Annotated in this window: 12 protein-coding genes; 9 read left to right on the top strand and 3 right to left on the bottom strand. The window is 57.4% G+C overall.

Annotated features, from left to right (window positions below; all coding sequences use genetic code 11):
* The first annotated feature begins 140 nt into the window (after positions 1-140).
* The 3 genes from OJ965_RS13815 to OJ965_RS13805 all read left to right on the top strand — a co-directional run bounded on the left by OJ965_RS13815 (position 141) and on the right by OJ965_RS13805 (position 3,581).
* Positions 141-1,445, top strand: a complete 1,305-nt coding sequence (locus OJ965_RS13815) for an NAD(P)/FAD-dependent oxidoreductase (protein WP_009090841.1) — start codon at positions 141-143, stop codon at positions 1,443-1,445.
* Between the two features lie 631 nt (positions 1,446-2,076).
* A complete protein-coding gene (locus tag OJ965_RS13810) occupies positions 2,077-2,640 on the top strand; it encodes an Ail/Lom family outer membrane beta-barrel protein (RefSeq protein WP_154927848.1) in 564 nt (187 codons plus the stop codon).
* A 398-nt stretch (positions 2,641-3,038) separates the two neighbouring features.
* Positions 3,039-3,581, top strand: coding sequence for a glycine zipper 2TM domain-containing protein (locus tag OJ965_RS13805; protein ID WP_009090837.1), 543 nt, complete (start codon positions 3,039-3,041; stop codon positions 3,579-3,581).
* A 135-nt stretch (positions 3,582-3,716) separates the two neighbouring features.
* On the opposite strand, the gene mfd is transcribed toward OJ965_RS13805, so the two are convergent.
* Together mfd and OJ965_RS13795 are read right to left on the bottom strand one after the other, a co-directional pair.
* On the bottom strand, positions 3,717-7,160 hold the full coding sequence (mfd, locus tag OJ965_RS13800) for a transcription-repair coupling factor (protein WP_154927847.1): 3,444 nt from the start codon (positions 7,158-7,160) through the stop codon (positions 3,717-3,719).
* Between the two features lie 226 nt (positions 7,161-7,386).
* Positions 7,387-7,596 carry a hypothetical protein gene (locus OJ965_RS13795; protein ID WP_009090835.1) on the bottom strand — a complete coding sequence of 70 codons (210 nt, stop codon included), beginning with the start codon at positions 7,594-7,596 and terminating at the stop codon, positions 7,387-7,389.
* Positions 7,597-7,844: 248 nt separating this feature from the next.
* On the opposite strand from OJ965_RS13795, the gene lolC reads away from it, so the two are divergent.
* From lolC to pepT, 6 genes are all read left to right on the top strand, one after another.
* The gene (gene lolC, locus OJ965_RS13790; RefSeq protein ID WP_009090834.1) at positions 7,845-9,044 is read left to right on the top strand and encodes a lipoprotein-releasing ABC transporter permease subunit LolC; all 1,200 of its coding nucleotides are present in this window, start codon (positions 7,845-7,847) and stop codon (positions 9,042-9,044) included.
* Complete coding sequence (gene lolD / locus OJ965_RS13785; protein ID WP_111207919.1) at positions 9,037-9,741, top strand: lipoprotein-releasing ABC transporter ATP-binding protein LolD; 705 nt, start codon at positions 9,037-9,039, stop codon at positions 9,739-9,741. Before lolC ends, lolD begins: the two co-directional genes overlap by 8 nt.
* Positions 9,741-10,985: a lipoprotein-releasing ABC transporter permease subunit LolE gene (gene lolE / locus OJ965_RS13780; protein WP_009090832.1), complete on the top strand. Its 1,245-nt coding sequence runs from the start codon at positions 9,741-9,743 to the stop codon at positions 10,983-10,985. Before lolD ends, lolE begins: the two co-directional genes overlap by 1 nt.
* Before the next feature lie 146 nt (positions 10,986-11,131).
* Positions 11,132-11,965, top strand: coding sequence for a Sir2 family NAD+-dependent deacetylase (cobB, locus tag OJ965_RS13775; RefSeq protein ID WP_140924303.1), 834 nt, complete (start codon positions 11,132-11,134; stop codon positions 11,963-11,965).
* Between the two features lie 12 nt (positions 11,966-11,977).
* The gene (locus OJ965_RS13770; RefSeq protein ID WP_265136397.1) at positions 11,978-12,136 is read left to right on the top strand and encodes a hypothetical protein; all 159 of its coding nucleotides are present in this window, start codon (positions 11,978-11,980) and stop codon (positions 12,134-12,136) included.
* Between the two features lie 29 nt (positions 12,137-12,165).
* Entirely contained in the window at positions 12,166-13,395 is a 1,230-nt protein-coding gene (gene pepT / locus OJ965_RS13765) for a peptidase T (protein WP_009090830.1), read from the top strand.
* A 59-nt stretch (positions 13,396-13,454) separates the two neighbouring features.
* Here the strand turns inward: pepT and OJ965_RS13760 are convergent, their stop codons facing one another.
* Positions 13,455-14,579: a ribosomal protein uL16 3-hydroxylase gene (locus OJ965_RS13760; protein ID WP_046101610.1), complete on the bottom strand. Its 1,125-nt coding sequence runs from the start codon at positions 14,577-14,579 to the stop codon at positions 13,455-13,457.
* Positions 14,580-14,602 lie beyond the last annotated feature (23 nt).

Here is a 14,602-nt window from a genome sequence, read left to right as displayed (position 1 = left end):
ATCAATATTCTTATGTCCTCCTCTTCCTGCCATGCTATTCTGCCAGCAGATTGCGATTTTTAACTTCGCCAACCCTATGTTTATTAAGGTTTAATTTAACCTTCAGTTAACTTTTGGTTCACAATTTGAGGGGGTCTTTGTTGACTACATCTGTTAAGAAAATTGTTATCGTCGGCGGGGGAGCAGGCGGCCTGGAAATGGCGACGCAGCTGGGCCATAAACTGGGCCGTAAAAAGAAGGCCGAGATTATTCTGGTCGATCGCAACCACAGTCATTTGTGGAAGCCGCTGCTGCATGAAGTGGCGACCGGCTCGATGGACGAAGGCATTGATGCACTGAGCTATCTGGCCCATGCCCGCAATCACGGTTTCGAGTTCCAGCTGGGATCGCTCACCGATATCGATCGCAGCCGTAAAGTGATCCGCCTGGCCGAAGTGCTTGATGCGCACGGTGAAGTGCTGGTGCCACAGCGCGAAGTGGCCTATGACCAGCTGGTTATGGCACTGGGCAGCACCTCCAATGACTTCGGCACGCCTGGCGTGAAAGATCACTGTATCTTCCTGGATAACCCGCATCAGGCGCGTCGTTTCCACAATGAGATGCTCAACCTGTTTCTGAAGTTCTCTGCCAGCGAAGGTAAGGTCGAGAAAGTGAATATCGCCATTGTGGGCGGCGGCGCAACGGGCGTTGAGCTCTCAGCCGAACTACACAACGCGGTGAAACAGCTGCACAGCTACGGATTTAAAGGTCTGGGACGCGAAGCGCTGAACGTGACGCTGGTTGAAGCGGGCGAGCGCATTCTGCCTGCACTGCCACCGCGCATCTCTGCCGCCGCCCATCAGGAGCTCACCAAGCTGGGCGTGCGGGTACTGACACAGACTATGGTGACCAGTGCCGAGCGCAACGGTCTTAACACCAAAGGCGGTGAGTTTATCGAAGCCGATCTGATGGTCTGGGCGGCGGGCATCAAAGCACCAGACTTCCTGAAAGAGATTGGCGGACTGGAAACGAACCGTATCAATCAGCTGGTGGTGAAAGAGACGCTGCAGACCACGCTGGATGATGACATCTATGCGATTGGCGACTGCGCCTCCTGCGCCCTGCCGGGTGGTGGATTTGTCCCGCCGCGTGCTCAGTCGGCGCACCAGATGGCTTCACGCGCGATGGAAAATATCCTGGCGCAGCGTCACGGTAAACCGCTGAAAGCCTATGTCTATAAAGATCATGGCTCGCTGGTGTCGCTTTCCCGCTTCAGTACCGTCGGCAGCCTGATGGGGAACCTGATGCGCGGTTCCATGATGGTGGAAGGGCGTATTGCGCGCTTTGTCTACATCTCTCTCTATCGTATGCACCAGATCGCGCTGCACGGCTACTTTAAAACCGGCCTGATGATGCTGGTCGGCAGCATCAACCGGGTGATCCGCCCGCGGCTTAAGCTGCACTGATTCGCCACAGGCGAGTATCGTTTTGCTATCAGCCCCCTCATGGCAGGGGGCTTTTTTTTGCTTTTTACATGACCTGATTAAACCGACCTGCGATGATGAAAAGAGAGGGAAGTGTACAGGTGAATAATGGCCTGACACGCATCCTGGTTCCGGCATAGTCGAATAAAAGGTTATCAGGTTGCATAATAATTAATATTTTCATTACCTGCGTTGTTGTTTGAGGGTTATTTCAGGCATTTCCAGCGCACGCGGCAGGTTGTTTTTTCTGACATTAAATCATTAAATAACGGCTGTGCTGTTGCAGACTTCTCTCTTCGTTAACGTCATTAATCAACGGAATGGTCTGAATAAATTCGCCGGTTAACGTAAATTACAGCCTGACGCTTTATGCCGTCATGGCCAGAATTTCTCGGATCAAATCTGACGCGCGTTAAATAATGGCCTGCCTGTTTTTCTGACAGGCAACCGGCCATGCAAGCGTCCTGCACGGATCATGTGAATAAATTCCTGTCCGACACAGGCGGTGAGGCAGGCAGCATTGTCTTTCTGTCCGATGTGGGTAATTCAGGGAATGAAGTCCTGCGCCTGGCGCAGGGAAATAAGGTATGAAATTATTAAAAGGATGATTCAGATGAAAAGCAAAATTACCCTCATGGCAGTGCTCTGCGCAGGGCTGTTAGCCGGCAATACTGCGCTGGCAAATAACCACACCGTCTCCATCGGCTATGCTCAAAGCAAAGTTGAAGACTTTAAAAATCTACGCGGCGTTAACGTTCAGTATCGCTATGAGTGGGACTCGCCTCTCAGCGTGATTGGCTCATTCAGCTACCTGAAAGGCGATGAAAGTTTTTCTGAGCGCGAAGATTTTTATGGCGATATCAGCGGATATGACGGCAAAACCAACGTGAAATATTATTCACTGATGGCAGGTCCGGCCTATCGCCTCAATGACTATGTCAGTCTGTATGCATTGATTGGTGCTGCCCATACCAAAGTGGATGAGAACGTGACCTACCTCGATGGCTGGTCCGAGAAATACAGCGAAAATAAAACTTCTCTGGCCTGGGGCGCAGGTATTGTCGTGAATCCAGTCAGCAACTTCTCGGTAAGTGTTGGCTATGAAGGCACTCGCGTGAAATATAGTGAAGATGTTGCCATCAATGGTTTCAACATCGGTATCGGTTACCGTTTCTGAGCCACCTTCGGTTCTCTGACCCCGGTCCTCTGGCCGGGGTTATTCCACATTCACCCCGATAAACAACGTTCAGACGCCAGACGCGCGCCCTGTATTACCGGATAACGCCAGTGCCTGACAGCGTGCAGGGTGGTTTCTATTATCCCATTGATTTAAATAAATTTATCCATAGCCTGTAAAAGCGGATACTGCTGCTTTTCTCCCCTCAGAACTCTCCTAAAAACTGGTCCTGAAAGCAAAGTGACCGATTTCCTCCATTTATCTGATGTTGCAATTTCGGTCCATCTGTAAAACTTCATCCCAACAAACACGGCGAGTCGCGCACGTCGGTTATGCCTCAGTTTACGAGGATGCTTTACGGCAGGAATGCGCGGTAACACTTTTCAGGAGGACTTCCTGTGAATAAATCAATGTTAGCGGGTATCGGTATTGGTGTGGCAGCAGCACTGGGTGTTGCCGCCGTAGCAGGCATGAACGTGTTTGATCGCGGTCCTCAATACGCTCAGGTACTGGCTGCAACGCCAATCAAAGAGAGCATCAGACAGCCACGTCAGGAGTGCCGTAACGTCACGCTGACGCATCGCCGGGCGGTTCAGGATGAGAACCGTATTGCTGGCTCGGTGTTAGGTGCAGTAGCCGGGGGCGTGTTAGGTCACCAGTTTGGTGGCGGACGCGGCAGGGACGTGGCAACCGTCGCAGGTGCGTTAGCGGGCGGTTATGCCGGTAATCAGGTCCAGGGCGGACTGCAGGATCGGGATACCTACACCACAACCGAGCAGCGCTGCAAAACAGTATACGACAAACAAGAGAAACAACTGGGATATGACGTGACCTATAAAATAGGCGACCAGCAGGGCAAAATCCGTATGGAAAATGATCCCGGCACCCGTATTCCACTGGACCGCAATGGTCAGCTGATCCTTAACGGCGACCAGGCGTAATTGGGCAAAGCTTTGCCGCACTCGCGGCCACACAGCACGACGTAATAAAAAAGGCGCATCTCAGGATGCGCCTTTTTTCATGGCGTTCTGCGCGCCGCGCTTCGCCGGAAAACGGGCGAGGCGCGGAAGAACCGGTTACGCTTGATGCTCAGCCAGTTGTGAAACGAAGCTCTGCACCCAATCCATACGAATCTTTCTTTCCGTCAGCTCACGCGTAAACCGGAGCCGTGTCGGGCCATCCAGCTTCCACTGCTGAGGCTCTTTCTGCAGCAGGCTGATCAGCCAGGCCGGATCCACCTTGTTCTGCGGCGCAAAATCGAAATAGCCGCCTTTATCGCTGGCTTCAATCTTGCGCAGCCCCACCGCGCGGGCCTTCAGCCGGATGATGGCGACATCCAGCAGATTGCGCGCCGGATCGGGCAGCAGGCCAAAGCGGTCGATCATCTCCACTTTCAGCTCCTGCAGCTCCTCTTCCGCTTCCGCGCTGGCGATGCGCTTATAGAGCGACAGACGGGTGCTGACATCCGGTATAAAGGTCTCCGGCAGCAGCGCGGGCATCCGCAGTTCTACCTCGGTCTGATTGCTGGTGAGATCCTCCAGTGAAGGTTCACGCCCCGCTTTCAGCGCATCGACGGCGTTCTCCAGCAGCTCCATATAGAGCGTGAAGCCCAGCGTCTCCATCTGACCGCTCTGCTCATCACCCAGCAGTTCACCGGCGCCGCGAATCTCCAGATCGTGCGTTGCCAGCGCAAAACCGGCCCCCAGATCTTCGAGCGAGGCGATCGCCTCCAGTCGCTTATGCGCGTCGGTGGTCATCGCCTTCGGATGTGGCGTTAACAGCCAGGCATAAGCCTGATGGTGCGAACGCCCGACGCGACCGCGCAACTGATGCAGCTGCGCCAGGCCAAAGTGGTCGGCCCGCTCGATGATGATGGTGTTAGCGGTCGGAATATCGATCCCGGTTTCGATGATAGTGGTGCAGACCAGCACGTTGAAACGCTGATGATGGAAATCGTTCATCACCCGTTCCAGCTCACGCTCACGCATCTGCCCGTGGCCGATCGCTACCCGCGCCTCCGGCACCAGTTCGCTGAGACGCTGTGCCGCTTTCTCAATATTTTCGACATCGTTGTAGAGGTAGTAGACCTGGCCGCCACGCAGAATCTCACGCAGAATCGCTTCGCGGATCACCAGATCATCATATTCGCGCACAAAGGTTTTCACCGCTAAGCGGCGGGCAGGCGGCGTGGCGATAATGGAGAGATCGCGCATGCCGCTCATCGCCATATTCAGGGTACGCGGAATAGGCGTGGCGGTCAGGGTCAGGATATCCACGTCGGCCCGCATCGCCTTGATGCGCTCTTTATGACGCACCCCGAAACGGTGCTCCTCATCGACAATCAGCAGACCCAGATCGTGCCATTTCAGATCGCTCATCAGCAGCTTATGCGTGCCGATCAGGATGTCGATCTTGCCTTCGCTGGCCTGTTCCAGCACCTGCGCCTGCTCTTTCGCGGTGCGGAAACGGGACAGCATCTCAATGCGTACCGGCCAGTTGGCGAAGCGATCGCGGAAGTTATCGTAGTGCTGCTGCGCCAGCAGGGTAGTCGGCACCAGCACGGCAACCTGCTTGTGGTTCTCAATAGCCAGAAACGCGGCGCGCATGGCCACTTCCGTTTTACCGAAGCCCACATCACCACACACGAGGCGGTCCATCGCCAGCGGCTGACACATATCGCTCAGCACCGCATTGATGGCCTGAGCCTGATCGGGGGTGGTCTCAAACGGGAAGCTCTCGCAGAACAGCTGATACTGTTCGCGGTCATGCTTAAAGGCAAAACCGGTTTTGGCAGCGCGCTGCGCATAAATGTCCAGCAGCTCCGCCGCCACGTCGCGCACTTTTTCGGCGGCTTTCTGCCGTGCGCGAGACCAGGCATCGCTGCCCAGTTTGTGCAGCGGCGCGTTTTCGTCAGCCCCACCGGCATAGCGGCTAATCAGATGCAGCGAGGAGACCGGCACGTAAAGTTTGGCGTCGTTCGCGTAGGAGAGCATCAGGTATTCCGCCTGGATGCCACCCGCTTCCAGCGTGGTCAGGCCGATATAGCGGCCCACGCCGTGCTCCAGATGCACCACCGGCTGACCGGGATGCAGCTCCGCCAGGTTACGGATAAGAATGTCCGGGTTAATGGTGCGGCGGGTATCCTGACGGCGGCGGCTGACGCGTTCGCCCAGCAGATCGCTTTCGCAAATCAGCGCCCGGTTCCCCACGGTGTCGATAAAACCCCGTTCGCTGGCCCCGATCATCAGGCTGAAACGATCCTCACCGGTCACATCGAAGCGATGCACCGGCTGAGGACGCAGTTTGATGCGTGCCAGCAGCTCCTGCAGGCTTTCCCGGCGGCCCTCACTTTCAACCGAGAACACCACGGCACCACTGAAGGTGTCGATAAACTGACGCAGCGGGTCAAGGGGCGCTTTTGCCTGGGCCTGAACCGCCACATCCGGCAGCGGGGTATAACCGAGATTGGTGTTGGCGGCTTTTGCCGGCAGCACCTCATTGGTCATGGAGATGCGCGGCCAGGCTTTCAGCTCGCCCATCAGACCGTCCGGACGCAGCCACAGGGTGGCTGGCTCCAGCAGCGGACGCATCGGATCGACGCGACGATTCTCGTAACGCGCCTCCGCATCCTGCCAGAAGCGGGTGGCACTGCCTTCCAGATCGCCGCAGTTCACAATCAGGGTGTTGTCAGGCAGATAGCTGAACAGGCTGGGCAGGGGCTGCTCAAAAAACAGCGGCTGCCAGTATTCGATGCCCGCCGGGAGCGTGCCTTTGCTGACCTGCTGATAGATATGCTCCGACTCGCGGCGCACGTCGAAGATCTCGCGCCAGCGGCTGCGGAACAGCTCAATGGCTGCCTTGTCGCTGGGAAATTCATGCGCGGGCAGCAGATTGATTTCCGGCACCGCTTCCAGCGTACGCTGACTGTCAACGTCGAACAGACGCAGGCTGTCAATCTCATCATCGAAGAAGTCGATGCGGTAGGGCTGATCGCTGCCCATCGGAAACAGGTCGAGCAGGGCGCCGCGCGTCGCGTATTCACCGTGCTCCATCACCTGGTCGACATGGCGATAACCCGCCTGCTCAAGCTGGTCGCGCAGCCTGTCGCGCGACAGTTTTTGTCCCTGTTTCATCACCAGCGCGTGACCGTGCAGGAAGCTGTGCGGGCAGACGCGCTGCATCAGCGTGTTGACCGGCATAATCAGCAACCCGCGCTGCATCACCGGCAGCTGGTAAAGGGTCGACAGGCGGGAGGAGATAATATCCTGATGCGGTGAAAAGCTGTCGTAGGGCAGCGTTTCCCAGTCAGCGAGATGGGCCACTGGCAGATCGGTAAACTGGCGGATTTCATCCAGCAGACGCAGGGCGGTTTGGGTATCGGGCGTAATCATCAACACCGGACCGGCATGTCGCTCGGTAATGCTGGCACACTCTACCGCGTGCGCAGCGCCGATAAGCTGACCAAGCTGCCGGTGATCGCCGGATTTAACGGGCAGGGTATAACGAGTCTGTTCGGGCATGGGATCTCGGGGTTGCTCCATTTTTCCAGGACGTAATCATTCCATATTATGTCAGGGGGATCACCTTTGCGGCACAATTTTCCTGCCGCACCGTGCTCAACCCGAATCGGGCAGTGCTTACCGGGTGTCAGCGGTAACGCAGCGGCTAAAAAGAGAATAGACGGAGTCGGGCGGGGGGATCGGAAAAAACCACCGTCGCCATGCAGCGACGGGGTTAAACGGGCATTTATTTTATGGATTGCTGTGTGTAATGCATGCGTGGGCGGTCGATATTCGCCCAGGATAACTCCTGCTCAGGATGAAAACTGAGGTTGCCGTCATCCCACTTTACGTAGTAGCCAGCCGATGCCGCTCCCTGCTCAAAGACGTTGATAATCTCGCCCCGGATCTCCCCGGATTGATGTTTCACGATGCTGCCTTTGGGAAATCTGAACATGGTCGCTACCTCTGTGGCCGGGCGATAACCTCGCTTCTTATCCTGTTACTGATTGTAGTCTACCCCCTGCGGTGGCGGATAATCAGCCAATAAGCGGCGGCTTTATGCTCTATTCCCCGGCTTTGGCAGGGAATGTGACGCATTCTGATGCAACTTTGCTGCCGACTCAGAGGGTTAGAGGTTTCATAAAGCCAGCCTCTCCTTTATCATCCCACTACCTATTTTCAGGCAACGGCTTACTGGATTCCATGTATCAACCTGTCGCGCTATTTATCGGTCTGCGTTACATGCGCGGACGAGCATCGGATCGCTTCGGTCGCTTTGTCTCCTGGCTCTCAACGATTGGCATTACGCTCGGCGTGCTGGCGATGGTGACCGTGTTATCGGTCATGAACGGATTTGAGCGTGAACTCGAAGGCAATATTCTTGGCCTGATGCCTCAGGCGCTGATCACCAGCGACAAAGGCAGCATTAATCCGCAACAGCAACCCGCCCGTTCCCTCAACCTCAACGGGGTCAGCCGCATTGCACCGCTGACCACGGCGAATGTGGTGTTGCAAAGCCCGCACAGCGTCTCGGTTGGGGTGATGCTCGGTATCGCGCCGGATGAGAAAGATCCGCTGACGCCGTTTCTGGTCAACACCGATCAGCGCGTCCTGCAGGCCGGGCAGTACAATGTCATCCTCGGGGAACAGCTGGCTTCTCAGCTGGGCGTTAAACGCGGCGACCAGCTGCGTCTGATGGTGCCGTCGGTCAGCCAGTTTACGCCGATGGGCCGCGTGCCGAGCCAGCGCCTGTTTACGGTGGCGGGCACCTATGCTGCCAACAGCGAAGTCGATGGTTATCAGATCCTGGTCAATCTTCAGGATGCGTCGCGTGTCATGCGCTATCCGGCCGGGAATATCACCGGCTGGCGACTCTGGCTCGACAAACCGCTTGAGGTTGACAGCCTGAGCCAGCAGACGCTGCCGGCGGGCCTGGTCTGGAAAGACTGGCGCGAGCGCAAAGGCGATCTCTTCCAGGCGGTGCGTATGGAGAAGAACATGATGGGCCTGCTGCTGAGCCTGATCATCGCCGTCGCCGCCTTTAACATCATTACATCGCTGGGCCTGCTGATCATGGAGAAGCAGGGCGAAGTGGCGATCCTGCAAACCCAGGGCCTGACGCGCCGGCAGATTGTGGCGGTGTTTATGGTTCAGGGAGCCAGCGCCGGTATTATCGGCACGCTGCTCGGCACCCTGCTGGGCGTGCTGCTCGCCAGCCAGCTCAACACCTTAATGCCGGTCATTGGCCTGTTCCTGGATGGCGCAGCATTGCCGGTCGATATTAATCCGTGGCAGGTGGTGACCATCGCCCTCAGCGCGATGATCGTGGCGCTGCTGTCTACGCTTTATCCTTCATGGCGCGCTGCCGCCGTTCAACCCGCTGAGGCTTTACGTTATGAGTAACTCTCCTTTGTTGCAGTGTCGCGACCTGTGCAAACGCTATCAGGAAGGCAGCGTGCAGACCGATGTGCTGCGCAACGTGGCTTTCAGCCTCCAGCCGGGTGAACTGATGGCGATTGTCGGCAGCTCCGGTTCCGGTAAGAGTACGCTGCTGCATCTGCTCGGCGGCCTGGATGCGCCAACCTCTGGCGATGTGGTCTTCGACGGCCAGTCACTCAATGCGATGTCCTCCTCCGCCAAAGCCGAACTGCGCAACCGCGAGCTGGGCTTTATCTATCAGTTCCATCATCTGCTGCCGGACTTCAGCGCGCTGGAGAATGTGGCGATGCCGCTGCTGATTGGCAAAACCGCCAAAGCGGAAGCGCAGGATCGCGCCCGTGAAATGCTGGCCGCGGTCGGGCTGGACCATCGCGCCGCGCACCGGCCGTCTGAGCTTTCCGGCGGCGAGCGTCAGCGTGTGGCGATTGCCCGTGCGCTGGTCAACCGTCCCCGGCTGGTGATGGCGGATGAGCCAACCGGCAACCTCGATGCGCGCAACGCCGACGCCATTTTTGAACTGCTGGGCGAACTGAACGTCCGTCAGGGCACCGCCTTTCTGGTGGTGACCCACGATCTGATGCTGGCAAAACGCATGACGCGTCAGATGGAGATGCGTGACGGGCAGTTAAGCGATCGGCTCACCCTGGCAGGAGCGGTGTAATGGGTTCGTCGTTATCCCTGTTGCTGGGCCTGCGCTTCAGCCGCGGACGCCGCCGGGGCGGCATGGTGTCGCTGATTTCGGTGATCTCCACCATCGGTATCGCCCTGGGCGTGGCGGTGCTGATTATCGGTCTGAGCGCCATGAACGGCTTTGAGCGTGAACTGAATAACCGCATTCTGGCGGTGGTGCCGCACGGTGAGATCGAGGCGGTGAATCAGCCGTTTCAGCACTGGCAATCGATGATCGCCCCGATTGAAAAGGTGCCCGGCATTGCGGCCGCCGCCCCCTACGTTAACTTTACCGGCCTGATTGAGAGCGGAGCCCGGCTGGAAGCGCTGCAGGTCAAGGGCGTCGATCCGGCACAGGAGCCGCGCCTGAGCGCGCTGCCGCAGTTTGTGGCAGACAACGCCTGGTCCTCCTTTGCCGCCGGTAAACAGCAGATCATCCTCGGCGGCGGCATTGCCAAATCGCTGAATGTGAAGCAGGGCGACTGGATCACCATCATGATCCCGAATAACGATGGTGATAATAAACTGCTGCAGCCAAAACGCATCCGGCTGCAGGTGAGTGGCATCCTGCAACTCAGCGGTATGCTCGATCACAGCCTGGCGCTGGTGCCGCTGGCTGATGCCCAGCACTATCTGGAGATGGGGGAGAGCGTCTCCGGCATCGCCCTGAAGATGACCGACCCGTTCCAGGCGGTTAAGCTGGTGCGCGAGGCCGGTGAGGCGACCCGCTCTTACGTCTACATTAAGAGCTGGATCGGCACTTACGGCTACATGTACCGCGACATTCAGATGATCCGCGCCATTATGTATCTGGCAATGGTACTGGTGATTGGCGTCGCCTGCTTCAACATCGTCTCCACACTGGTGATGGCGGTGAAAGATAAGAGCAGCGACATTGCGGTCCTGCGTACCCTGGGGGCCAAAGACCGCCTGATCCGTGCCATCTTTATCTGGTACGGGCTGCTGGCAGGTCTGCTGGGCAGCGTCAGCGGCGTGGTCGCGGGCGTGCTGGTGGCGCTGAACCTGACGAAACTGGTGCGCGGACTGGAGTCGATCACCGGTCATCATCTGCTGGCGGGCGATATTTACTTTATCGACTTTCTGCCGTCGGAACTGCACTGGATTGATGTGTTCTCAGTACTGATTACTGCGATTCTGTTGAGTCTGCTGGCGAGCTGGTATCCCGCCAGACGCGCCAGCCGCATTGACCCGGCTCGGGTTTTAAGCGGTCAGTAGGACAATGCGGCGCGAGTGATTATCGCGCCGCTTTTGTTTAAGACCTTTGCTATGGGGTTCTGCCCCCGGCAACCGTTACTATCGGGTGATGTTTACCCGGAATCTGTTCAGAGCAGCTCGCCGCAGCTGCTACGCCAGGAGATTTTATGCGAACACCACGTCGCCGCATACGACTTGCCCGCCTGAAGAAAACCCGGCGAAAAGTGCATCAGCGCTTTCGTCAGCGCATATTTGAGCGCGATCGTCAGGCCGAACTGGCCGCCCACCCTCTGCCGCATGTGGTGATCCTGACCGGCGCAGGTATTTCCGCCGAGTCCGGCATTCGTACATTTCGCGCGGCTGACGGTCTTTGGGAAGAGCATCACGTAGAAGATGTGGCGACACCGGAAGGCTTTCAGCGCGATCCCGCGCTGGTGCAGCGCTTCTACAATGCGCGCCGTCAGCAGCTGCAGCAGCCAGAGATTCAGCCCAATGCGGCCCATCTGGCGCTGGCGGAGCTGGAGCAGGTGTTAGGCGATAATTTTCTGCTGGTTACGCAGAACATCGACAACCTGCATGAGCGCGCCGGAAACAGCCGGGTGCTGCATATGCACGGCGAGCTGTTAAAAGTGCGCTGTGTGACCAGCGGCCAGGTGATTGAGTGGAGCGGCGATATCACTCCTGACGATCGTTGCACCTGCTGCCAGTTTCCCTCCGCACTTCGACCGCATGTGGTCTGGTTTGGTGAGATGCCGCTGGGCATGGAGCAGATTTATCAGGCGCTGGAACAGGCCGACTATTTTATCGCCATCGGCACCTCGGGCCACGTCTATCCGGCGGCGGGCTTTGTTCACGAAGCCAGACTGCAGGGCGCGCATACCGTTGAGCTGAACCTGGAGCCGAGCCAGGTGGGCAACGAGTTTGCCGAGCGGCATTACGGCCTGGCGAGTGAAGTGGTGCCGGAGTTCGTGCATAAGCTACTGCGCGGTCTTTATAAATAAACAGGGGCGGCGATGGCCGCCCCTGTTGTTATCGACGACGTCTGCCCCGATGCAACAATCTCGTCATCCGGCGTTTTTTTCGGGCTTATTACTTTGCTGAAGGTCAGCGACAGCGCTAACCTGTCTGCTGATGATTTTACGCAACGTTGTGACAGGCCGATCGGTGAATAATACCGCACAGCACTTTTAAAGGATGGGATATGGAACAGTTACTTGAGCGCTTTTTAAGTTATGTGGCCGTTGAAACTCAGGCTAAGCCGCAGGCGCGCCAGGTGCCCAGCAGCGAAGGGCAGTGGACGCTGGCACGGCAGCTGCAGGAAGAGCTGCTGGCGCTGGGATTTGTCGATGTCACCTTAAGCGATCACTGCTGTGTTATGGGCACGCTGCCCGCCAATGTCGACTGGCCCACCCCGGTCATCGGTTTCATCTCCCACATGGATACGTCGCCCGATTTCACGGCGAAGCATGTGAATCCCCAGATCATTGAAAACTATCGCGGCGGCGACATCGCGCTGGGAAGTGGCAATGAGATCCTGTCGCCGGTCATGTTCCCGGTGCTGCACAAATTAATCGGTCATACGCTGATTACCACCGACGGCAAAACCCTGCTCGGTGCGGATGACAAAGCGGGCATTGCAGAGATCATGACGGCGATGGCGCAGCTGGCGGCGAGTGATACGCCGCACGGGGCGATCCGCGTGGCCTTTACGCCTGACGAAGAGATCGGACGCGGCACTTCTCACTTTGATGTGGAAGGCTTCGCCGCCGACTGGGCCTATACCATTGATGGCAGCGATCTGGGTGAGTTCGAATATGAGAACTTCAATGCCGCCTCGGCCACGGTCCGCATCGTCGGCAACAACGTCCACCCTGGCTCCGCCAAAGGGGTGATGGTGAATGCGCTGGAGCTGGCAAATCAGTTCCACGCGGCGGTACCGGCCCGTGAGAAACCGCAGTTTACCGACGGCTACGAGGGCTTCTATCATCTGCATCAGATCAAGGGCAGTGTCGAGCACGCCGAGATGCTCTACATCATCCGTGACTTTGAAACGGAAAGTTTTGAACAGCGGAAACAGACGCTACTGCAGATCGCTGCGGAGATTAACAAAACCCTGCATCCTGACTGTTCCGTCACCGTTGAGATCACCAACAGCTATCGCAACATGCGTGAAAAAGTCGAGCCGTTCCCGCATATCATTGACCTGGCCCTGCAGGCGATGCGTGACTGCGGCATTGAACCGGTGGTGAAACCGATTCGTGGCGGCACCGATGGGTCGTCGCTGTCGTGGAAAGGGCTGCCCTGTCCGAACATCTTTACCGGGGGGTACAACTATCACGGCAAGCACGAGTTCGCCTCGCTGAACATCATGGCGAAAACGGTGGAAGTGATTGTGCGTCTGTCAGAACTGGCGGCGCAGAAGAAGGGATAATGAGAGAAGGCTCTCTGACCTGAGGGGCAGAGAGCCTGATTCCGGAAGCGGCCTACCGGTTATTCGTCACCAAAATACCAGTACCCGGCATTCACCAGACCGGCGATCTGCGCCAGCACTGCCGGATCATCCAGCGCATCGCCCAGATCATCCAGCGTGATGCGGGAGTGATGCGCCAGCACCGCCATCACCTCAGGGCGTGAACACTCGACCCGCTCACCGTTGACATACACCGCATCGCCAACCGTTAATACACGCAGGCCGCCCAGGCGGCTCAGGGCATCGCCCTGCTGCAGCGCATCATAAATTTCATCAGGCTGATAAGGCGGCTCCGGCGGGGCCACATCAAGCTCATGGCGCGACTGCGAAATAAATTCGCCAAACCAGTGCGCGAAATGCTCCGGCTGGTTAACGACATCCAGCATCAGCTGACGCACACCTTCAATCTCCTGCGGCAGGATCTGCGACGGGCATTCGCGCGCCGGGACATCCGGGTCGCTGAAGCGCAGGCTGCCCAGCTCATTTGCCAGAGCATAATCCGCAAAGCCGCTGATGAGCTCGCGGCCACTGGGGGCACGGAAACCGACAGAGTAGTTCAGGGCGTTCTCCAGCGAATAGCCTTCGTGCGGGAATCCTGGTGGAATGTAGAGGATATCGCCCGGCTCCAGCTCTTCGTCAATGATGGCGTCGAACGGCTCAACCTGCAGCAGATCGGGATGCGGGCAGTGCTGCTTCATCGGCACTTTTTCACCGACGCGCCAGCGACGGCGACCGGTTCCCTGAATAATAAAGACATCGTACTGATCAAAATGGGGGCCGACGCCGCCGCCAGGTACAGCAAACGACACCATCAGGTCATCAATGCGCCAGTCAGGCAGGAAACGGAAAGGGCGCATCAGCGCAGCAGAGGGTTCGTGCCAGTGATTGACCGCCTGTACCAGCAGCGACCAGTTGTTCTCGCCCAGGTGATCGTAGCTCTCAAACGGGCCGTGGCTGACCTGCCATTTGCCATCCTGATGGCTGACAAGGCGGCTATCCACCTCGTTTTCCATCGCCAGTCCGGCCAGTTCATCCGGTGAAATCGGATCGACAAAGTCTTTAAAGCCACGCTTCAGCACCACCGGGCGTTTCTGCCAGTAGCGCTGAATAAAATCGGGCCAGTTAAGATCGAGCTGATAGTCCATAAAAGAGTTCCGCTTAGGGCTGT

The sequence above is a fragment of the Pantoea anthophila genome, assembly GCF_026104315.1.
In the GTDB taxonomy this organism is placed as follows: Bacteria; Pseudomonadota; Gammaproteobacteria; order Enterobacterales; family Enterobacteriaceae; genus Pantoea; species Pantoea anthophila.
Note: the sequence above shows the minus strand (reverse complement) of the source record. Positions and strands in the feature narration are given on the sequence as shown.